Genomic DNA, 21,577 nt, shown 5'->3' with positions numbered 1-21,577 from the left:
CACCCCCCCAAATTCCCCGCCCGCGCAGCTTGACACTCCTTTATGGGCGGTGCTAGTATCTCCAACCGGAAGTGAGACGGGCGGCACCTGCCGTTTGGACGAGCAACCGCGCTCAGCAGACCTCTTGACTGAAGGTGAGCAAAAGAGGTGCCACCCTAGCTCAATCTGGTAGAGCACCCGATTTGTAATCGGAAGGTTAGGAGTTCGATTCTCCTGGGTGGCTCCAAGCCTGATTCGCAAGAAGCAGGAAGTGAGGTCGCCCCGCGCCGAGAGGCGACGCGGTGACCAAGCCAAGAACGCATCTGGGGAACATGTTTGGGCAGGTGGCCGAGTGGTTAAAGGCGACAGACTGTAAATCTGTTCACGTAAGTGTACGGTGGTTCGAACCCACCCCTGCCCACCATCTGCGGGAGTAGCTCAGCTGGTAGAGCGTCAGCTTCCCAAGCTGAATGTCGCGAGTTCGAGTCTCGTTTCCCGCTTATGTGCTCTTGTAGCTCAGTGGTAGAGCACTCCCTTGGTAAGGGAGAGGTCGTCAGTTCAATCCTGACCAAGAGCTCCAACATGAATGATAAGGCCCGCCACTTCACTCGAAAGAGCTTAGCTGCGGGCCGCATTCACATGAACCAAAACGCCTGGCCTAAAGAGCGGCCAGCGGAAAGCACGGAGGAAACGGCAATGGCAAAAGGAACGTTCGAGCGCACCAAGCCCCACGTCAACATCGGCACCATCGGTCACGTCGATCACGGCAAGACCACTTTGACGGCGGCCATCACCTACACCGCCGCCTCGATTGACGCCAGCATCGAGACCATGCGTTACGACCAGATCGACAAGGCCCCCGAGGAAAAGGCGCGCGGCATCACCATCAACACCGCCCACGTCGAGTACTCCACTGCCGCGCGTCACTACTCCCACGTCGACTGCCCTGGCCACGCCGACTACGTCAAGAACATGATCACCGGTGCCGCCCAGATGGACGGCGCGATTCTGGTCGTGTCGAGCGCTGACGGCCCCATGCCCCAGACCCGCGAGCACATCCTGCTCGCCAAGCAGGTCGGCGTGCCCCACATCGTCGTCTTCATGAACAAGGTCGACATGGTCGACGATGAGGAGCTCCTCGAGCTCGTCGAGATGGAAGTTCGCGAGTTGCTGGGCCGCTATGATTTCCCTGGTGATGACGTGCCGGTCGTCAAGGGCAGCGCCCTGCGCGCCCTCGAAGCCCTGACCGCCACCCCCAAAATGGCGCGCGGCACCGACAAGTGGGTCGACAACGTCTGGGAGCTCCTCGACGCCGTCGATTCCTACATCCCCACCCCTGAGCGTGACACCGACAAGGCCTTCCTGATGCCGGTCGAGGACGTCTTCACCATCACCGGACGTGGCACGGTCGCCACCGGGCGCGTCGAGCGCGGCATCGTCAAGGTCCAGGACGACGTCGAGATCATCGGCCTGCGCGATCTGCGCAAGACCACCGTCACCGGCATCGAGATGCACCGCAAGTTGCTCGACTCCGGTATGGCCGGCGACAACGTGGGCGTGCTGCTGCGCGGCGTCGCCCGCGACGACGTGGAGCGCGGTCAGGTGCTGGCCAAGCCCGGGTCGATCAAGCCGCACACCAAGTTCGAGGCCAGCGTGTACGTGCTGAGCAAGGACGAGGGCGGGCGTCACTCGGCGTTCTTCGGCGGCTACCGTCCGCAGTTCTACTTCCGCACGACGGACGTGACGGGCGTGGTGGAACTGTCCGAGGGCGTGGAAATGGTGATGCCCGGCGATAACGTGACCTTTACCGTGGACCTGATCAAGCCGATTGCCATGGAAGAGGGCCTCAGATTCGCCATCCGCGAAGGTGGCCGCACCGTCGGCGCGGGCGTCGTCACCAAGATCGTGGAGTAAGACAAAACTGGAGCATTTGCCATGATTGGCAGGCAGGCCTCTGGTTTCGCCTGCCTTTTCGTGGATTTTTCCCGTGCTGTTGTGCTTCCCGTGGATGACCTCAGTTAGAGAACGGGTCGGCCCTGAACGTTTGCAACGGCTCGGCGTCAATCACCTGACCTTGCCGATGAATGCTCCCATCCAGCCCTGGCTGCCGATTGCTCCATTCGACCGAGTGTCTGGCAGAGGTGCTGCAACAAGCCTGTCCTGAACCGATCAATTGAGCGCGTTCTGGTCGAAGGTCAGGCGTCCACCTCAAAGATCAGCGCCTGACCCAAGACCAACTGAAGCCCTCAGTGCCGCCGACCTGATGGCATACCGGTAGGCCCACGATTTGCTGCATCCCAGCTGGCCCGACCTTCGGCTCCTGGTAACCGCTGGCGCTGAGGGCCGCTCTAAACTGGGCGCATGGCCAAACGTCTGAGTGCGATCAGTCCGCAGTTGCAAGCCTTCATCGAGCAGCAGTTGGTCTTCTTCGTCGGCACGGCGGCCCCGGATGGCCGGGTCAATATCTCGCCCAAGGGCCTGGACAGCCTGCGCGTGCTGGGGCCGAATGAGGTGGCCTGGCTGAGTGTCACCGGCAGCGGCAATGAGACGGCGGCCCATCTGCACCAGTCGCCGCGCATGACGTTGATGTTCTGCGCCTTCACGGGCGCGCCGCTGATCCTGCGTCTCTACGGCCAGGCCCGCATGGTGCAGCCGGGCGACGCCGGGTGGGCACATGCGGCGGCCCTATTCCCGGCGCTGCCTGGCGCGCGGCAGGTGTATTTGCTCGACATTGATCTGGTGCAGACCTCCTGCGGCATGGCCGTACCGCTGATGGACTTCCAAGCCGAGCGGAGTGAGCTGAACACCTGGACGGCAGCCAAATCACCCGACGCCCTGCACGCCTATCAGCTTGAGAAGAATGCGCTGAGCATCGACGGCTTTCCCACCGGTCTTCCGGAAACGCTCAGCGTCGACTGAGGGTGGGCAACCCAAACAGTTTGGCAACACTTGACAACTGCGCAAACATAGCGTAGACTTTGAGGTCGCTGGCCATGATGGGCTGGTCTGAGGAGTCGTTTGCGTCAGCCCGTACTCCACAATTGAGACGTTTGATGAACCGGAGAGGGGCTTTGTCCCGTCTCCCCCGTGTCGTGTCAGGGCTTTGCAAAGCAGACCACACGGGACGCCACTGCGCTTGAGGACCTAAGCCCGCAGCGCAGCATTCAAGACATGAGGTCGGCATGAAACCACAACCACGTATCGAACGGTTCGGCGAGATTCAGGAAGTTATCAAGTTGCCTGCTCTGACGGAAGTGCAGGTTAATTCGTTCAAAACTTTTTTGCAAGACGGCACCCCCATCAATCAGCGGGCCAATGCAGGCTTGCAGGGCGCGTTCCGGGAAGTCTTCCCGATTGACGAGACCGAGAAGGGCCGCAGCACCGGCCTGGTGCTCGATTACCTGGAATACCGCCTGGGCGACCCGGTGTACACGCCGGAAGAATGCCGCGAAAAAGATTTGACTTATCAGGCCCCGCTCTACGCCAAGCTGCAACTCATTCACAAAGACAGCGGCCTGATCAAGGAAGATCAGGTGTTCCTGGGCGACCTGCCGCTGATGACCGGCGACGGCTCATTCGTCATCAACGGTGCGGACCGCGTGGTCATCTCGCAGATTCACCGCAGCCCCGGCGTGTACTTCACGACCAATTACAAGGGCCTGAAAAAATACTACACGGCGGCCATCATCCCGATGCCCAAGCGTGGTCCCTGGATCGAGCTGGAATTTGCGGGCGGCATTCTGGAAATGAAGGTCAACAAGCGTAAATTCCCAGTGGCCATGCTGCTGCGCGTCCTCGGCTACGACGACGCCAGCCTGAAGTCGCTGTTTACCGAGTTCGAGCCGAACCTGGAACTGCCCGAAGACAAGACCGCTGGCATGGGCGCGGACGAGGCCCTACTGCGCCTGTTCACTGTGCTGCGTCCCGGCGACCCACCCAAGCGCGACAAAGCCACCCAGTATCTCTACGGCCTGCTGGCCGACCCCAAACGCTACGACCTCGGTGCGCCGGGCCGCTTCAAGATGAACACCAAGCTGGGCATCAAGCGCGAAGACAGCACGCTGCTCAACTTTGTGGACGGCAAGTTCACCGACGCGGGCCTGATCGACACCATCCGCTACCTGATGGCGCTGACCAACGGCCTGACCGAAACCACCGTGGGCGCGGACGCTGACGGCGTGGCCATTACCGTGCCAGTCGGCCCCGACGACATTGACCACCTCGGCAACCGCCGCGTCCGCACCGTGGGCGAACTGCTGGCCGATCAGCTCCGGGTGGGCCTGGGCCGCATGGCACGCGGCGTGCGCGAGCGGATGCTGCTTGGCAACCCCGACGCGGCCACCCCCACCAAGCTGGTCAACAACCGCCCCATCGTGGCGGCCATGCGCGAGTTCTTCGGACGCAGCCAGCTCAGCCAGTTCAAGGACCAGACCAACCCCCTATCGGATTTGCGCCACAAGCGCCGTATCTCCGCGCTGGGGCCGGGCGGGCTGACCCGCGAGCGCGCGGGCTTCGACGTGCGCGACGTTCACCGCACCCACTACGGGCGCATCTGCCCGATCGAGACGCCGGAAGGCGCGAACATCGGCCTGATTTCCAGCTTGGCGAGCTACGCCAAGGTCAATCCGCTGGGCTTCATTGAGGCACCGTATCGCCGGGTTGAGAAGGGCCGCGTCACCGACGACGTGCGCTACATGACCGCCGACATCGAGGACCGTTATGCGATTGCCCAGGCCAATACCAAGCTCAACAGTGATGGTACCTTCGCCGAGGAGCGGGTGCTGTGCCGCAAGAAGGGTGACCCGAACTTCTACGAGCACGCCGACGTGCAGTACATGGACGTGTCTCCCAAGCAGATCGTCAGCATCAACACCTCGCTGATTCCCTTTCTGGAGCACGACGACGCCAACCGCGCTTTGATGGGATCGAACATGCAATCGCAGGCCGTGCCGCTGATCCGCGCCGAGAGTCCCGCCGTGGGCACCGGCGTCGAGGAGCGCGTCATCACCGATTCCGGCACCAGCGTCGTGAGCGACGTGACCGGCAAGGTGACCTACGTGGACGCCCGCAACATTCAGATCACGCTCAGCGAGGACGCCCCGGCCATCGGTTACGTGACCGGCAACGTCCGCACCTTCGAGCTGGTCCGCTTTACCCGCTCCAACCAGGGCACCAACCTCGACCAGCATCCCACCATCGCCACCGGCGACGACGTGGTGGCCGGACAGGTCATCGCCGACGGCCCCGCTTCCGAGATGGGCCGCCTGGCACTGGGCCAGAACATCACCATCGCCATCATGCCCTTTGACGGCTTCAACTTCGAAGACGCCATCTGCATCAGCGAAGGGCTGATCCGCAAGGATTTCTATACCTCAGTCCACATTGAGAAGGACGAGGTTGAGGCCCGCGACACCAAGCTGGGGCCGGAGAAGATCACCCGCGACATTCCTGGTCTGTCGGAAGCCGCCCTGCGCGATCTCGACGAGGACGGCATCGTGCGCGTCGGTGCGGAAGTCAAACCCGGCGATATTCTGGTCGGCAAGACCAGCTTCAAGGGCGAGTCGGAACCCACTCCGGAAGAGCGGCTCCTGCGCTCGATCTTCGGTGAGAAAGCGAGGGAAGTGAAAGACACCTCGCTGCGGGTGCAGTCGGGCCAGGGCGGCGTGGTCGTCAAGACCGTGCGTTTCCGGCGCGGCGACGAGGGCGTGGACCTCAAGCCCGGCGTGCGCGAAGTGGTGCGCGTCTACGTGGCCCAGAAGCGCCAGCTCCAGGTGGGCGATAAGGTCGCCAACCGCCACGGCAACAAGGGCGTCGTCAGTAAGATTCTGCCGCCCGAGGACATGCCCTACCTGGAAGACGGCACCCCCGTCGATCTGGTATTCAACCCGCTGGGCGTGCCCTCGCGCATGAACCTGGGCCAGATTCTGGAAACCCACCTCGGCGAGGTGGCCCGCCTGACCAACCAGAAGTTCGTGACTCCGGTGTTCGACTCGGCCACCGAGATCGCCATCAAGGAAATGCTGGAAGTCGCTGCCGCCGAGAGATTGCAGGCCCGCAAAGACGACGGCTTCGACTTCGACAAGCGAGAGCAGGAAGTGCTGGACCGCGCCGGGAAGCTGGGCGTGATCGCTCAGCCCGCTGGCGAGTACGAAAAAGCCCAGATGCAGCTCGCACGCACCGGCAAGAGCATTCTGTTCGACGGGCGCAGTGGTGAGGCGATCAGCGGCCCCGTCGTGGTCGGCACCATGTACGTGATGAAGCTCTACCACATGGTGGAAGACAAGCTGCACGCCCGCAGCACCGGCCCCTACTCGCTGATCACCCAGCAGCCGCTGGGCGGCAAGGCGCAGTTCGGCGGCCAGCGCTTCGGCGAGATGGAAGTCTGGGCGTTGGAAGCCTACGGCGCGGCCCACACCCTCCAGGAAATGCTGACCATCAAGTCCGACGACATCGACGGACGCGACGCGGCCTACCAGAGCATTGTCAAGGGCGAAGAAGTGTCGGGCAGCACCATTCCCGAATCGTTCAAGGTACTGGTCAAGGAACTCCACTCGCTCGGTCTGGACGTGGAAGTGCTCGACAGATTTGACAAGAACGTGGACATTTTCGAGGGCATGTTGCCCAAGAGGTAAGCCGTTCGCGGTGCTCACCACCCCATCTCCCCTAAAGAGGGAGAAAGTCAAAAGCAAAAAGCTTCTGATCTTTGAGCCCCTCTCCCTTGAGGGAAACGACACGCGGAAGTGTGGAGGCCAGGAGGGCTAAGTGAGCGCCAGCGAATGTCCCCCAGTCCAACCAAGCCCCTTTCATATAGGAGCCACTGCTTTGAAAGATTTCAGCAAAGTCAAGATTGCCATCGCCAGCCCCGCGAAGATTCGCGAGTGGAGCTTCGGCGAGGTCGAAAAACCCGAAACCATCAACTACCGCACCCTCAAGCCCGAGCGCGAGGGGCTGTTCGACGAGCGTATCTTCGGGCCGATCAAGGACTACGAGTGCGCCTGCGGCAAGTACAAGCGCCAGCGTTACGAGGGCAAGGTCTGCGAGCGCTGTGGGGTGGAAGTCACCAGCAGCAAGGTGCGGCGCTACCGGATGGGTCACATTGACCTGGCGACGCCTGCCGCGCACATCTGGTACGTCAAGGACAGCCCCAGCAAGATCGGCACATTGCTTGATCTGACGGCAGCGCAACTCGAAAAAGTGCTGTACTTCTCCAGCTATCTGGTCACCGATGCCCGCAACGCCCAGAAAGATGGCCGCCCCCTCAAGCGCGGCGAACTGCTGAGTGACGACGAGTACCGCGAGCTTCGCAATGGCCGTCAGGAAACCTACACCCTCCAGGGCGGCATCGACGCGGCCATCCGTGACGGCGAGTACGTAACGCGCGGTCAGACGCTGGGCGGCAACGTGGTCGCCAAGATGGATGGCCTGGCCCAGTACCGCTTCCCGCGCCGCGCCGAGATCGCCTACTCGGAAGTGGCCGAAGCGGCCCTGCCGGTTTCCAGCGACATGCTGGTCGAGCAGGAGACCTTCCGGGCCGGTGAGATTCTGGGAGAACTGGAAGCCGCCGTGGAGATCAAGGCCCCGATCAGCGCCACCGCCTTCCTGCTCGATCTGGGCGAGGACTCGGTGATGGTGGAACTGCGCGAGAGTGCAGACGCAGACGCCAGCAGCGACGACGAAGGTGGCGAGGCGGAAGCCGAAACCATCAAGCCCGGCGCGGTGCTGTCGCGCGTTTACATCCCGCAGGGCATGGACGTGCTGGTGGCCCACGGCGAGATCGTCGAGGCCGGAGCCGTGCTGGCCCGCGCCGAGGCAGGTGCACGGCTGCGCGTCAGCCGCGACAGCAAGCTCAGCGCCGTGTCGCTGCCCAAGAAGGGCGACGCCAAGGTCACGGTCCACTGGACCCGCACCGCCGAGTACCCGGTCAACCCCACCATGCACGTGCTGGTCGGCGACGGCAGCCCGGTCAAGAAGGGACAGAAAGTCGTCGGCGCGATTGACAAGGAAGAGGAGATCATCGCCCAGGCCGACGGCGTGATCACCCTGCACGCCCCGGCCAGCATCATCGTCAGCAAGGCCAAGGTGTACACCTACACCGACGAGCCGCTGGTGGTCAACCTGGACCGCGTGGAACCCGGCGACGAACTGGCCGACTCCGGCAACCTCAAGAGCGAGATTTCCGGGCGCATCGAAATTGACCTGGTGCGCAAGCAGGTCCGCGTGATCGAGTCCTACGATTTCGACGCCAAGATGGGCGCGGAAGCGGTCAAGGAACTGCTCGACGACCTCGACTTGCCCACGCTGGAAGCCGAACTCGGCGAGATGATGAAGGACAACAGCCGCCACAAGCGTGCCAAGGCCCGCAAACGTCTGGAAGTGACCCGCAGCTTTATTTCCAGCGGCAACCATCCCTCCTGGATGATCATGGCCACTGTGCCGGTGATGCCGCCCGATCTGCGCCCGATGGTGCAGGTGGACGGCGGACGCTTCGCCACCTCCGACCTCAACGATCTCTACCGCCGCCTGATCAACCGCAACAACCGCCTCAAGAAGCTGATGGGCCAGGGCGCTCCCGACATGATCATCCGCAACGAAAAGCGGATGCTTCAGGAAGCCGTGGACGCCTTGATCGACAACGGACGGCGCGGCAGCCCCGTGACCAACCCCGGCTCGGATCGTGCTTTGCGTTCGCTGACCGACCTGCTCGGCGGCAAACAGGGCCGTTTTCGCCAGAACCTGCTGGGCAAGCGCGTGGACTACTCGGGCCGCTCGGTCATCGTGGTCGGCCCGCAGCTCAAGCTGCACCAGTGCGGTGTGCCCAAGCGCATGGCGCTCGAACTCTTCAAGCCCTTCTTGTTCAAGGTGCTAGAAGAGAAGGGTGAGGTCACCAACATCAAGCAGGCCCGCAAGATGCTGGAGCGCTACCGCGACACCCGCGATAGCGTCTGGGACGCCCTGGAAGAAGTGATTGAGGATAAGGTCGTGCTGCTCAACCGCGCCCCGACACTCCACAGATTGGGCATTCAGGCGTTTGAGCCGATTTTGGTGGAAGGCCAGTCCATTCAGCTTCACCCGCTGGTCTGTGAGGCGTTCAACGCCGACTTCGACGGCGACCAGATGGCGATTCACGTCCCGCTGTCGGCCCAGGCTCAAGCTGAGGCCCGCATTCAGATGCTCTCGTCGCACAACCTGCTCTCACCCGCCAACGGTGAGCCGAACGTCAAGCCCAGCCGCGACATCATTCTCGGCATCTTCACCCTGACCCAGCTCCGCAAGGACAACCTCGGCATGGGCACGGCCTTTACCGGCGAGCAGGACGTGCTGGACGCACTGGAAAGCGGCAAGGTGGCCCTCAACAGCCACGTGACCCTCAACGGCGCACCCATCACACCCGGCCTGATCAAGTACCAGTTCTCCAGCCCCGACGAAGCGATTCTGGCCGTTGAGCGCGGCGGCATCGATTATCAGGACCACGTGCGGATTCAGCTCAATGGCGTCCTGTACGACACCTCCGCCGGGCGCGTGATGTTCCGCCGGATCGTACAGGAAGCGCTCGGAACGCAGGGCCACCTGATCGATCAGCTGGTCAACCTCCAGACCGCCTACGAGAAAGACTCGCTGCGCGACATGATCATGACCTGCTTCAAGGAGCTTGGGGTGGAAGCCACCGCCAAACTGCTCGACGCCCTCAAGGACAGCGGCTTCAAGCTCTCCACCACCTCGGGCATCACCATCGGCATCGACGACATCGTGATTCCGCCTGCCAAGGACGCCATCCTGGCCGACGCCGATCTCAAGCTGAGGGAAATCGAGCAGAACTACGAGTTCGGCTTCATGACCGAGGAAGAGCGCTACAAGCAGGTCGTGACGCTCTGGAACGACACCACCGACGAGGTCAAGAACGAGGTCTTCAAAAACTTCGAGGCCAACTACCCGTTCAACCCGCTGTGGATCATGTCGCAGTCGGGTGCCCGTGGCAACCCGCAGCAGATTCGCCAGCTGGCCGGAATGCGCGGGTTGATGGCCCGCCCCGACGGCAGCACCATCGAGGTGCCGATCAAGGCCAGCTTCCGCGAGGGCCTGACCGTGCTGGAGTACTTCATCAGCACCCACGGCGCGCGTAAGGGCGGCGCGGACACAGCACTCAGAACCGCCGACTCCGGCTACCTGACCCGCAAGCTGGTTGACGTGGCCCACGAAGTCGTGGTGCGCGACGTGGACTGCGGAAGCACCGATTACACCCACATTCCGCTGGGCCATGTGGATGAGCGCAGCGGCGAGTGGCGTGCCCGTAAGGCCAGCGAGATCGAGACCAGCATCTACGGCCGCACCCTGACGGCGGACGTGGACGTGGACGGCACGGTCATTCCCGAAGGCCACATGCTCAGCCTGGAAGACGTCAAGCTGATCACCAAGAATGCCAAGGCCGTGAATGAGGTCTACGTCCGCACGCCGCTCAACTGCAAGGTCAAGGCGGGCGTGTGCCAGAAGTGCTACGGCTACGATCTCTCGCAGGCCAAGCCGGTCAGTATGGGCGAGGCGGTGGGCGTGGTCGCGGCGGAAAGTATCGGTGAACCCGGTACCCAGCTCACCATGCGCACCTTCCACACCGGCGGCGTGGCGGGCAGCGGGGACATCACCATGGGTCTGCCGCGCGTGATCGAGCTGTTCGAGGGCCGCAAGCCCAAGTCGCAGGCGGTGGTCGCTGACCGTGACGGCATCATCCGCATCGAAGAGGAAGATGAGCGCTACCTGATTCGCATCGACGCCGACGACGAGCAGTACAGCTCCAAGACCGCCACCAAGATCGGCAAGGCGCTGCGCATGATCGTCAAGGACGGCGACCGGGTGGAAGCCGGGCAGCCGATCACGCGCGGCGCGATCAACCCCCACGACCTGCTGATGTACAAGGACACCGACGCCGCCCAGCGCTACCTGGTGGAAGAAGTGCAGCGCGTCTACCGCTCGCAGGGCGTGAAGGTTCACGACAAGCACATCGAAGTCATCGTTCGCCAGATGCTGCGCTACGTCGAGATTGTGGACGGCGGCGACACCACCCTGCTCGAAGGCCAGACCGTCGAGCGCTGGGAAGTCGATCTGGCCAACGCGGCCCTCGCCGAAGACAAGGTTCAAAGCTCCTGGAAGCCCGTTCTGCTGGGCATCACCAAGAGCAGCCTGACCACCAAGTCCTGGCTGTCGGCGGCCAGCTTCCAGCACACCACCCACGTGCTGACCGAGGCCAGCATGAAGGGCCAGGTAGACGAGCTGATCGGCCTCAAGGAAAATGTCATTCTCGGCAAGCTGATTCCGGCGGGCACGGGTCTGGACATCGTCCGCAACATGCAGGTGGCCGACCCCCGCACGCTGGAGAAGTACGGCGAGGACGTGGAGCCGGTGTCGTCTCCGCGCCCCGAGTCGTTCAACTATCCGGTGCAGCCGGGAGCCAGCGACTGAGCCGGTAAACCCCAAGCCAAAGCCCCCGCCCATTCACAGGGCGGGGGCTTTTTATTGATCTGGATTGTCTGACGCCGCTTACTTCTCCCGCAGCAGGTCCCCGGCGATAATCAGTTTCTGAATCTCCGAAGTGCCCTCGTAGATTCTGAGCAGGCGCTGATCGCGGTAGAAGCGCTCGAACGGGGCGTCCTTCATGTAGCCGACGCCGCCCGCGATCTGCACCGCCTTGTCGGCCACCTTTGAAAGCGCCTCGGTGGCGTGGTACTTGGCGACGCTGGCCATGCGGCGCACATCCTGGCCCTGGTCCACCATCCAGGCGACTTTCTGCCACAGCACCCTTGAGGTCTGAATATCCACTTCCATCTCGGCCAGCATGAATTGCACCGCCTGAAAAGTGCTGATCGGTGCGCCGAACTGCTCGCGTCCCTGCGCGTGGGCCACGCTGAGGTCGAGCAGGCGCTGCATCGCCCCGGTGCTGCGGGCGGCGATGCCGACCCGGCCATTGGTCAGGATACCCAGCGCTTCGCGGTAGCCCAAATCGAGCGGCCCCAGCAGGTTGGCAGCGGGTACCTCGGCATTGTCGAAAATCACTTCCGCCGACAGGGCTCCCTTCTGGCCCATCTTCTCGTCGATTTTGCCCACACTGACGCCCGGCATCGTCGGCTCGACCAGAAAGGCGCTCATGCCCTTGCTGCCCTTGGCGGGATCGGTGATGGCGATGACCGTCAGCAGACCGGCGATGGGCGCGTTGGAGATGTAGTGCTTGGTGCCGTTGAGGATGTAGGTATCGCCCCGCAATTCGGCTTTGGTGCGAATGTTGGCCGCGTCGGAGCCGCTGCTCGGCTCGGTGATGGCAAAGCCCGCGATGCACTCGCCCGTCGCCATACGCGGCAGGTACTTCTGCTTTTGCTCGGGCGTGCCCAGCTTGACCAGCCCCGAGGTGCCGATACTGGCGTGCGCCGAGACCATGCCGCCAAAGCCCATGTGTCCCTGGCCTAGCGCCTCGTAGACGGCGCAGCGGCCCAGCATGCCCAGGCCCACCCCGCCGTACTCCTCGGGAATGGAAAGCCCGAACAGGCCCAGATCAGCGGCCTGCCGGATCAGTTCGGGCGGCACCTGGTTGGTGGCCTCGATCTCGTGGGCGCGAGACTCGACATCGTTCAGGGCGAAATTGCGAATGTGCGTCTGCATCTCGCGCAGATCGGCAGGCAGGGTAAAGTCCATCACAAACCTCCGGGGCGAAGAATTAATGGGCATGCATTGAAGAGTGTCTCAGCCGAGTTGTATCACCTCGGCTCCCCCGGCGCAGCGGATTGCACAGTAAGGCGCTCAGCTCAGCGTTTCTTGACCGGCCAGCGCGCATTTTTCACATTTGACCTCGGGGGAGTCAGGCGTTTAGACTCAGCCCAAATCCTTTCGCCGCGTTGGTGCCAACACTGTCTTTTCCTGGCAGCTTCGTTTCCGAGCAAGTTGTGTCACGTCTTCCAAAGGAGTTGGTCGCTGCCTTGCCTGCGTTGTCTTTACTGCCCACCCTGCGCCACCCGGCCATGATCCCGGCGGTGCTGCGCCGCCCGCACGCCGCGCCGGAGCAGTTTCAGGCGCTGACCGGGCTGAATCCTGCCGAATTCGGAGCGCTGGTGCGCCGCAGCGTGCCACTCTACCGGCTCAGCGAGGCCGCCCGGCTGGGACAGCGGCCCCGCAGACGCTCGCTGGGCGCGGGACGCAAGTTCGAGCACCCCTTCGCCGAGCGTCTGGCGGTGCAACTGGTGTTGCGCCACTCCAGGCCCACCCAGAAACTGCTCTCACGCATCACCGGCTTTACCGAAAGCACCCTCAGCCGCGACGCCCGCCGCCTGGCCCCACTGCTGCCGACCCTGGACACAGCGGACCACCTGCCACCCCCCCTGCGCTCGGCCCGCGAACTGCTGGGCCTGCTGCTCCTTTCCGCTCTCCCGGAGGTTTCATGACCCCTTACTGGCCCGCCAAAATGCCCCGCAGCTTGACTTTGCCGCAGACCTCACTGGCCCAGAATTTGCAGTTCAGCGCCCTCAAGTATCCTGACAAGACCGCGCTGTCGTTCTACGGTCAGCTCACCAGTTACGGCCAGCTCTATGACCGCTCACGCCGCCTGGCCTCACACCTGAGAGCGCAGGGCGTCGGCAAGGGTGACCGGGTGCTGCTGTGGATGCAGAACTCGCCGCAGTGGGCGGTGGCCGCGCACGCCGTCTGGGTCCTGGGGGCAGTGGTGGTGCCGCTCTCGCCGATGCTGCAGGCCCGCGAACTGGCCTTCTTCCTTCAGGACGCCGAGATCAAGACGGGTGTGCTGGGCGCAGAACTCTACGACCGGGCACAGGAAGCCGGGCTGGGTCACGCGGTGGTCGCCAACCTGGGAAAAGGCATGCAGGGCAATGCCGAGTTTCCCGCCGGACTGGACGTGGCCGTGACGCTGAGGGCTGGGGACGCCACCTTCGAAGACGCCCTCAAGGCTGAGCCTGCCGAACTGGTGACGGTGGACCCCGAGGACCTGTGCGTCATGCCCTACACCAGTGGCACCACCGGGCGGCCCAAGGGCTGCATGCACCCGCACCGCAGCGCGCAGGCCAACATCACCGGGGCGGGCGTGTGGGTCGCCACCAATATCGAAGACGTGTACCTGGCCACGTTGCCATTTTTCCACGTCACCGGCTTTATCAACAGCCTGGTGGCCCCGCTCTCGGGCGGCGGCAAGATCGTCATCATGGCCCGCTGGGACCGGGAACTGGCCCAGCAGCTCATCAAGCGCGAGGGCGTTACCATCTGGACCAACACCGCCACCATGGTCATTGACCTGCTGGCCAACCCACAGTTCGACGCGGCCAACCTGACCAGCATCCGCAGCATGACTGGCGGCGGCGCGTCGCTGCCCGCAGCGGTGGGGCAGCGCCTGGAAGACCAGACCGGCATCACCTTTCTGGAAGGTTACGGCCTGACCGAGACGATGGCCCAGAGCCACAGCACGCCCAAATCGCACCCCAAGTTCCAGTGCCTGGGCATTCCTCTCTTCAATGTGGACGCCCGCGTCGTGGACCTCGACAGTGGCGCGGAGCTGCCCAGCGGCGAGATCGGCGAAATCGTGATCAGCGGCCCGCAGGTCATGCAGGGCTACTGGAACCGGCCCGAGGACAATGGCAAGGCGTTCAGCGACATCAGCGGCCAGCGTTTCTTTCACAGCGGCGATCTGGGCTACCAGGACGAGGAGGGCTTCTTCTTCTTCACCGACCGCCTGAAAAGAATGGTCAACGTGTCGGGCCTGAAAGTCTGGCCCGCCGAGGTGGAGAACGTGCTGCACGGCCACCCAGCCATTCAGGAAGCCTGTGTCATCGCCCTGCCGGACGAGCGCAGCGGCGAGCGTGCCCGCGCGCTGGTGGTGCTGCGGGCCGGAGCGCAGACCACACCCCAGGAGATCGAGAGCTGGGCCAGAACCCAGATGGCGGCCTACAAGGTGCCGCGCGATTACCAGTTTCTCGACTCGCTGCCGCGCGGCCCCACCGGCAAGGTCGCCTGGCGTCCCTTGCAGGAAGCCGCCCGCGCCGAACTCGCCGCCCGTCAACCCGGCGCGTAGCTCCAGGCGTCAGACTGGAAGAGTGCCGTGCTACTTACCGTGGCTGCTTTTCCAGTCGCCGACAAAGTCGCCCAACACCGAGTCGAGCACCGCCAGGGCCTTGGCCTGCCCGGTGCCTTTCTTGAAGCTGCCGTAGCGCCCCACCGTCCACAGATCCACTGTGTCGAAGGGGCCGTCCTTCTTGAGCCAGCCCGACAGATCCACCGAATACACGTCGCCCGAATCGGTCGTGTCGAAGCTGAAGAAGAGATTGACCTGCTTGCTGGCGAGGCTGCCTTTAGGCTGACATGGGGCGTCGTTCACCTTGATGCCCGCCGCGTCCAGCTTGCCGAACATGGCGTCCACGATGATGCCGGTCACGTCGTCGTTACTCTTGCCGCCCTCGGTGAAGTCAGCATTGACACACACTGAGGTGAAGGGCTTGAGGTTGGCGGCAGTCTGGTCGGCAAGGGCGGCGGGCAGCAGCATCAGGCCCAGCAGGGCGTACAGGCGTCCAAAAGAGTGTTTCATCTTGACTTTACCTTGAGGCCTGGCCCGGCGGCGGTAAAGCCCAGGCTTTGCAGAGCCAACGTTTAGGCATCTCTCATGTCGCTTCCTCTTCCCCACCGCTGGAGTTCAGCGGCGGGCAGGCGGGCGGCAAAGCGGTTAAACTCGCGCATGAACTTGCAAAGTCTGGGCGCGGCAGGCACCGTTTCCGGGAGCTGTCATCTGCTCACGCTGGGCGGCCAACTGGTGATGGTGGACTGCGGGCTGTTTCAGGGAGACGCCGCGCTGGAGGCCCGCAACCGCGAGGCGTTTCCCTTTGATCCCGGTGACCTCTCGGCAGTGCTGCTGACCCACGCCCACCTCGACCACGTCGGACGGCTACCGCTGCTGGTGCGCCGGGGTTACGTGGGGCCGATCTACTGCACCCCGCCGACCCTCAACCTGGCCGAGACGGTGCTGCTCGACAGCGCCCGCTTGCAGGTCGAGAGCTACAAGCAAGAAGTTCGCCGTGCCAGGCGCATGAACCGCGAAGGCGAGGTGCCGCAGCCCTTATACGACGAGGACGACGTTCACCGCACGGTGGCGCTGATGCGGCCCACACTGGCCTTCGGGCAGACCCTGACGGTGGGGCGACTTCGGGTACGGGCCGAGCGAGCCGGGCATATTCTGGGCAGCGCGTTCCTGATTCTGGACAGCCCGGAAGGCCGCCTTCTCTGTTCGGGCGACCTGGGCAACCGCGAGAGCGGCCTCCAGCAGGATTTCACGCCGCCGCCGGAAGCCGACGCGGTGCTCGTCGAGACCACCTACGCCAACCGCACCCACCGCCCACTGGCCCAGACCCTCGACGAATTCCGGGACGTCCTCAACCAGAGCGTGCGCCTCGGCGGCAAGATTCTGATTCCGAGTTTTGCCATCGAGCGGGCGCAGGCCATCCTGTATTACCTCAAGAATCTGATGGACGCGGGCGAGGTGCCGCGCGTGCCGATCTTTCTCGATTCGCCGATGGCGGCGCGGGCCACCCACGAGTATTTCGAGTTCGGTGACGAGTTGATCGGGCCAGTGCGCGGGGCCTTCAGAAGCGGCGACGATCCGTTCAGGCCCAGTGGCCTGCACGTCGTGACCAGCAGCAGCGAGTCGCAGCGTATCAACCGCTACGACGGCGCGGCCATCATCATCGCGGGCAACGGGATGCTGTCGGGCGGGCGCATCCAGCACCACCTCAAGCACCAGCTCTGGAAGCCCTCGACCAGCCTGGTGATCGTCAGTTACCAGTCGCCCAGCAGCCTCGGCGGACAGATCGTGGCCGGGGCCGGGGTCGTGCAGGTACTGGGCGAGGACGTGGCAGTGCGAGCGCAGGTCCACACCATCGGCGGCTTCTCGGCCCACGCCGACCAGGACGATCTGCTGAGCTGGCTCGACTCGACAGGGCAGGCGCATATCTGGCTCACACACGGCGAGGTCAGCGTGATGAACGACTTCCTGCCGATTCTGACCGAGCGGGGCCGTCTCGCTGACCGGGTACCCCGGCGCGACGCGGTTGACCTGATTCAGACACATTTTCCGGGCGGCAGACCGCCGGGTGAGTTGGAGGAGGCGCGAATGGTCGTGGGCCAGGCCGAGTAAAACAACCCAGGCTTAAAAATGTTGTCATCTCTGCCAGGTCGCCGTCCGTTACACTGCCGGGCATGACTCAACCCACAGAACTCAAAGTCGACAAGTACCACGAGGGCCAAGGCGCACCTGCCAAGAAGGGCCAGATGGTCAAGGTGCACTACACCGGCACGCTGGAAAACGGCACCAAGTTCGACAGCAGCCGTGACCGGGGCGAGCCGATCGAGTTTCAGCTCGGCACAGGCCAGGTCATTCAGGGCTGGGACGAGGGCATCTCGCAGCTCAACATCGGTGACAAGGCCAAGCTGACCATTCCATCCAGCATGGGCTACGGCGCACGCGGCGCAGGCGGCGTGATTCCGCCGAACGCCACCCTGATTTTCGACGTGGAACTGGTGGACGCCCGCTAAGCCGAAGAGGTCAACCAGAAACGCCGGATGCCCATACGGGTCCGGCGTTTTCTTGGTCTGCTCACAGGAGGTTCTACACTTCAGATTCAGATTTTTCCGGCGACCTGGGGTAATCGCGCGGGATCTCCGGGTCCGTGGGTGGGGTCCAGCCTTCGGGCATCTCGGCGTCGGTCAGGTTGCCCTCACCGCCTGCATCATTCTCGAATCCGGTGCCGGGGTTGCCCGGCGAATCCTGAATCACCCCCCGGTTCTGATTGGGCGTTTTGGTGGCGCTCTCCGAGTCGGTGGCGCGCGGCCTGATCTCGGCGTCGAGTTGCTCGTCACTGGTATGTCCGGTCATCTGAGCATTGCAGCACGCGCTGGCCCCGGCGCGGGTGTGGCCAGCCTAAAGGTCAGAGCTGGAGTTGGGCCGCCGCCGCCTTGAGTTTGTAGCGGGCCATCGCCAGGTTGGCCTGCTCTTTGCGCAGCACCACGTACAAAAACAGCGTGGTGCCGGGCAAAACATAGAGCAGATGGTACTGCTGCTCCAGCGTCATCATCATGTCCTCGATCTGGCCCTTGATGCCGAGCAGTTCCATCGAGCGCCGCTGAGCCCGCACGACCTCGGTGGTGCCCGCTCCGGCCAGTTCCAGATCAATGCCGGACCCGACCATATCGAGCGCCATGCCGCTGCTGTAATCGACCAGCGCGGCAGCCACCGCGCCGTCAATCGATAGGATATCGCCCACCAAGATGTCGCGGCTGTTGGGCTTACTCAGCAGCTTCTTCTCGATTTCCCTGCTCGGCACCGAGACCGAGTTCTGGATAATGTACAACTCCATCTCGTCGTCGTCGATTTCTTCGGCCACCGTCAGCGCGTCGTTTCCCCCAATCATGGGCGGCAGATCGAAGGCGTCCTCGCTGAAGAGAAACTGGTCTGCGAGGTCTTCGTGGGCCCCGGTTTCCAGCTCGCCGGACAGAGGAGCGCTCAGCGACGCCTCGTCCTTTCTCACCATCGCGTTCATGATCAGTGACGAGAGCGGCAGCAGGGGCGCGTTCTTGTGGTTGTGATAGGAGCGCTCGACGGCGATCGAGATATTGTCCCAGGTCAGGATCTCGACGGCAGCCTCCTTGTCGGGCAGCCTGAGCGGATGCACATAGGCGCTGGCGAATTTGCCCTGATACAGATGAATACGGCCCCAGCGGTCTGCCGACGAGACATGAATCGAGACGCTTTTGGCCTCCCACTCCATCATCTGCAAAAAGCTCGAGAGCATCAGTCCCTGCAACTTGCCGTTGACCAGACCGACCATTTCCTTCTCGATTTCCCGGCTGACTTCCGGCGAACCGCCCGGCGCGATCATCGGCAGGCTGCCGAAGCGCTCGGACACCGCCTGAAAAGCCGATTCCGGCTGGTCGGAGAGCAGCGAGAAGAAGGTGCGTGGCCAGTTGCGCTTGGCGTGCTCCAGCAGCGTGATCAGCTCGCCCTCGATGGCAGCAGGATCGAGCACAATCAGGTCCGGTGGAAAACTCTCGTAAGCGCTGATCACCGCCGCCACGCTGAAGGTGGTTTCGATGCGCCACTTGGCTGCCTCCCGGCTGTGCCGCCGCAAGTCCTGTTCGAGTTGCACGGCCTGCCGGGAGAGCAGCAGCAGGAATTTCTTGGTTTCAACGCGGGTCAACATTCAGACTGCACCTCCTTTCAGAGTGGCGCGGGCAGGCAGGACAAACTGGACAGCAGAGCGGGGTAAGAGGCAGTGGGAACGGCGTGAGGGCCAAGTGCGGCCAAAAAGCCGGGGGGAAACCAGACCATTTATATGACCGAGTATAAAGAACATCCCTTACACCCTGATCACATCCCAACGAAGCTTAAGGGAGTCCCGGAAAGAGCTGCGAGGCCCCTTCCTCCCGGTATCAGGACTGACCTGCCCCTGCTCCACACAGCTTCAGGCGGGGATTCAGATGGTGGCAGGCTCAGGCGACAGGATGACGCCTGAATCGCTCTCCACCTCGTCGTCGCCGAGTTCGGGGCCGGGCAGGGTCAGGCAAAATTCAGCGCCGCCGCTGGGATGGTTGCCGCCGGTAAGCGTTCCGCCGTGCGCCTCGGCGATCTGACGCGAGACACTCAAGCCCAGTCCGCTGCTGCCCGAGCCGCTGACGAACGGCTCGAAGATGCGCTCGCCAAGGTTGCCGGGCAGGCCGGGGCCGGAGTCGCGCACAGTGAAGCGCACCTGCTCGGGCGTCTCGCTGAGGTTGGTCTCCACCCAGCCGCTCGGCCCTGCCGCCCGCCGGGCGTTGGCAAGCAGGTTGCGCAGCGCCTGGGTCAGCCGGTCGGGGTCACACAGCACCATGCCGCTCCAGTCGCCGCCGAAGGTGGTGCCCGAGACCAGACGGTCCAGACGGCCCTGCAAGGTGAGCGCCGGAATGAAATGCCAGGCCAGCTTCATTTCGAGCTGGCCGCGCGCGAGCTGCATCAGGTCCTGGGTGGTGAAGGTCAGTTCGTCGGCCACCAGCGCGGCGCGGATAACGTCACTGTCGCCGGTGCGCTGGCTGGCCTGGGTCAGCGAGGCCCGCAGCACCGTGAGCGGCGCGCCGAGTTCGTGCACGATCTGCCCGAGAAGCTGCTTCTCGCGGGCCTGCTGGGTGTCGATGCGTGAGAGCAGGCGGTTGATGGCGGTCAGCAGGCGGTAGACCTCGTCTTGCTGACGGGGCAGCGGCAGCGCCGTGACCGGCTGGGCCGGGTCGATCCGGTCGGCCAGGGAAGCGGCCTGTTTGAGACCGCTCAGGGCGCTGCGGCCCAGCAGCCAACCGAACAGCAGCATCAAAGCTGGGGTCAGGATCAGCGCGGTCCACAGCAGCCGCCAGGCACTCTGGCGGGCCTGAAGCAGCGCGTCTTCCGGCAAACCTACCCAGATAAAGCTCTTGCCGTCGCCGTAGCCGCTCAGCTTGCGGGTGGCGGTCCGCACCGGCAGGTCCTGAATCGGCACCTCGCTGCGACCCGCGAAGGGAAACGGCGAATTCTCGTAGACTTTGACGCCCGCATTGGCGTACGTGACGATGCCGCTGCCGTCCACGATCATGGTGTAGCCGCCGCTGGGGGTAAACGGCTTGCCCAGGCCACGGCTGCCGCTGCCGAAGGCCCCGGCAAGGCTGTCGGCCCGCTCGTCAAGGCGGACCTGAAACTGGGTGTCGAGGTCGCTGAGCAGCTTGGCCGTGATCAGGGTGCTGACCAGCCCCACCACCACCAGGGCCAGCAGGGTATACAGCAGCGCCAGCCGGAAGCGCAGGGTCTGCATGAAACGCAGGCGGGCCGAGTCGGTCACGCGCAAAGTGTAAAGCCCCCAGATGAGACGGGCGTCACAATGCACCGGAAGCGATTGGCCCGACGCCTGCTTTACGCCTGAAGGACGTAGCCCACGTTGCGGATGGTGCGGACCCGGAGGGTACTGCCCACCGATTCGAGTTTCTTTCGAAGCTGGGAAATCCGCACCTCCACGCTGTTGGAGTTGGGCGTTTCCCAGCCGTAGAGGTGAGACTCGATGTCGGCCCGCGAGAAGACCCGTTCAGGGGTGCGCATCATCAGTTCCAGAATGCGCGACTCATGCTCGGTGAGGTTGACGTGCTGCTCGTCGGCCGTCAGCGTCAGACTGCTGGTGGACAGACTGGTGTTGCCCAGATTGACGCTGCCGCCCGAGGCGGTGCGCCTCAGCAGGGCAGTGATGCGGGCGTCGAGCTCCGGCATGGCAAACGGCTTGGTGAGGTAGTCGTCGGCCCCGGCATTGAGGCCCGCCACCCGCTCCTGCACGTGACTCCGTGCCGACAGAACCAGCACCGGCGTCGAGCTGTACTGCCGCAGGCTCTGCACCAGGTCCAGGCCGTTTCCGTCAGGCAAATTGAGGTCGAGCAAGATGAGCTGGGCGCTGTGGGTCCCCAGCCAGTTCTGGGCCTCGGCCAGAGTGGCAGCGTGAAACACCTGGTAATCGGCACTCAGGTAATCGCGCAGCAGCGGCCCCAGGTGGGGATCGTCCTCGACAATCAGAATCTGTGAGAGCATCGGCAT

At 63.6% G+C, this 21,577-nt stretch carries 14 protein-coding genes and 4 tRNA genes; 12 read left to right on the top strand and 6 right to left on the bottom strand.

Features of this window, described 5'->3' with window-relative positions; genetic code table 11:
• Nucleotides 1-149 precede the first annotated feature (149 nt).
• From N0D28_RS04665 to rpoC, 8 genes are all read left to right on the top strand, one after another.
• A tRNA-Thr gene (locus N0D28_RS04665) sits at nt 150-226 on the top strand.
• Between the two features lie 91 nt (nt 227-317).
• Nucleotides 318-403 (top strand) — tRNA-Tyr (locus tag N0D28_RS04660).
• A gap of 3 nt (nt 404-406) precedes the next feature.
• Nucleotides 407-479: transfer RNA gene (locus N0D28_RS04655), tRNA-Gly, on the top strand.
• 5 nt (nt 480-484) lie between these two features.
• Nucleotides 485-559 (top strand) — tRNA-Thr (locus N0D28_RS04650).
• Between the two features lie 116 nt (nt 560-675).
• Entirely contained in the window at nt 676-1,893 is a 1,218-nt protein-coding gene (gene tuf, locus N0D28_RS04645) for an elongation factor Tu (protein ID WP_260561212.1), read from the top strand.
• Between the two features lie 447 nt (nt 1,894-2,340).
• Complete coding sequence (locus N0D28_RS04640; protein ID WP_260561211.1) at nt 2,341-2,898, top strand: pyridoxamine 5'-phosphate oxidase family protein; 558 nt, start codon at nt 2,341-2,343, stop codon at nt 2,896-2,898.
• A gap of 263 nt (nt 2,899-3,161) precedes the next feature.
• Nucleotides 3,162-6,611: a DNA-directed RNA polymerase subunit beta gene (rpoB, locus tag N0D28_RS04635; protein ID WP_260561210.1), complete on the top strand. Its 3,450-nt coding sequence runs from the start codon at nt 3,162-3,164 to the stop codon at nt 6,609-6,611.
• A gap of 190 nt (nt 6,612-6,801) precedes the next feature.
• Nucleotides 6,802-11,430 (top strand): DNA-directed RNA polymerase subunit beta', encoded by a 4,629-nt coding sequence (gene rpoC / locus N0D28_RS04630; protein WP_260561209.1) that lies wholly within the window; start codon nt 6,802-6,804, stop codon nt 11,428-11,430.
• Between the two features lie 78 nt (nt 11,431-11,508).
• Here rpoC and N0D28_RS04625 read toward each other — a convergent pair whose 3' ends face one another.
• A complete protein-coding gene (locus N0D28_RS04625) occupies nt 11,509-12,654 on the bottom strand; it encodes an acyl-CoA dehydrogenase family protein (protein WP_260561208.1) in 1,146 nt (381 codons plus the stop codon).
• 281 nt (nt 12,655-12,935) lie between these two features.
• Here N0D28_RS04625 and N0D28_RS04620 point away from each other — a divergent pair, with 281 nt between their 5' ends.
• Both N0D28_RS04620 and N0D28_RS04615 read left to right on the top strand, forming a co-directional pair.
• Entirely contained in the window at nt 12,936-13,397 is a 462-nt protein-coding gene (locus N0D28_RS04620; RefSeq protein ID WP_260561207.1) for a hypothetical protein, read from the top strand.
• Nucleotides 13,394-15,031 (top strand): long-chain-fatty-acid--CoA ligase, encoded by a 1,638-nt coding sequence (locus N0D28_RS04615; RefSeq protein WP_260561206.1) that lies wholly within the window; start codon nt 13,394-13,396, stop codon nt 15,029-15,031. The genes N0D28_RS04620 and N0D28_RS04615 overlap by 4 nt, the downstream gene beginning before the upstream one ends.
• A 30-nt stretch (nt 15,032-15,061) precedes the next feature.
• On the opposite strand, the gene N0D28_RS04610 is transcribed toward N0D28_RS04615, so the two are convergent.
• The gene (locus N0D28_RS04610; protein WP_260561205.1) at nt 15,062-15,541 is read right to left on the bottom strand and encodes a hypothetical protein; all 480 of its coding nucleotides are present in this window, start codon (nt 15,539-15,541) and stop codon (nt 15,062-15,064) included.
• Between the two features lie 147 nt (nt 15,542-15,688).
• Between N0D28_RS04610 and N0D28_RS04605 the strand changes: the two genes are divergently transcribed.
• Both N0D28_RS04605 and N0D28_RS04600 read left to right on the top strand, forming a co-directional pair.
• A complete protein-coding gene (locus N0D28_RS04605; RefSeq protein WP_260561204.1) occupies nt 15,689-17,140 on the top strand; it encodes an MBL fold metallo-hydrolase in 1,452 nt (483 codons plus the stop codon).
• Nucleotides 17,141-17,202: 62 nt separating this feature from the next.
• Nucleotides 17,203-17,538, top strand: coding sequence for an FKBP-type peptidyl-prolyl cis-trans isomerase (locus tag N0D28_RS04600; RefSeq protein ID WP_260561203.1), 336 nt, complete (start codon nt 17,203-17,205; stop codon nt 17,536-17,538).
• Nucleotides 17,539-17,611: 73 nt separating this feature from the next.
• On the opposite strand, the gene N0D28_RS04595 is transcribed toward N0D28_RS04600, so the two are convergent.
• The 4 genes from N0D28_RS04595 to N0D28_RS04580 all read right to left on the bottom strand — a co-directional run bounded on the left by N0D28_RS04595 (nt 17,612) and on the right by N0D28_RS04580 (nt 21,571).
• Nucleotides 17,612-17,878 (bottom strand): hypothetical protein, encoded by a 267-nt coding sequence (locus tag N0D28_RS04595; protein ID WP_260561202.1) that lies wholly within the window; start codon nt 17,876-17,878, stop codon nt 17,612-17,614.
• Nucleotides 17,879-17,930: 52 nt separating this feature from the next.
• Nucleotides 17,931-19,202, bottom strand: a complete 1,272-nt coding sequence (locus N0D28_RS04590; protein WP_260561201.1) for a DUF4388 domain-containing protein — start codon at nt 19,200-19,202, stop codon at nt 17,931-17,933.
• 273 nt (nt 19,203-19,475) lie between these two features.
• Nucleotides 19,476-20,813 (bottom strand): sensor histidine kinase, encoded by a 1,338-nt coding sequence (locus N0D28_RS04585; protein WP_260561835.1) that lies wholly within the window; start codon nt 20,811-20,813, stop codon nt 19,476-19,478.
• A 98-nt stretch (nt 20,814-20,911) separates the two neighbouring features.
• Nucleotides 20,912-21,571, bottom strand: a complete 660-nt coding sequence (locus N0D28_RS04580) for a response regulator transcription factor (RefSeq protein ID WP_260561200.1) — start codon at nt 21,569-21,571, stop codon at nt 20,912-20,914.
• Between the last annotated feature and the right edge of the window lie 6 nt (nt 21,572-21,577).

It is taken from the genome of Deinococcus rubellus (assembly GCF_025244745.1).
GTDB lineage: Bacteria > Deinococcota > Deinococci > Deinococcales > Deinococcaceae > Deinococcus > Deinococcus rubellus.
Note: the sequence above shows the minus strand (reverse complement) of the source record. Positions and strands in the feature narration are given on the sequence as shown.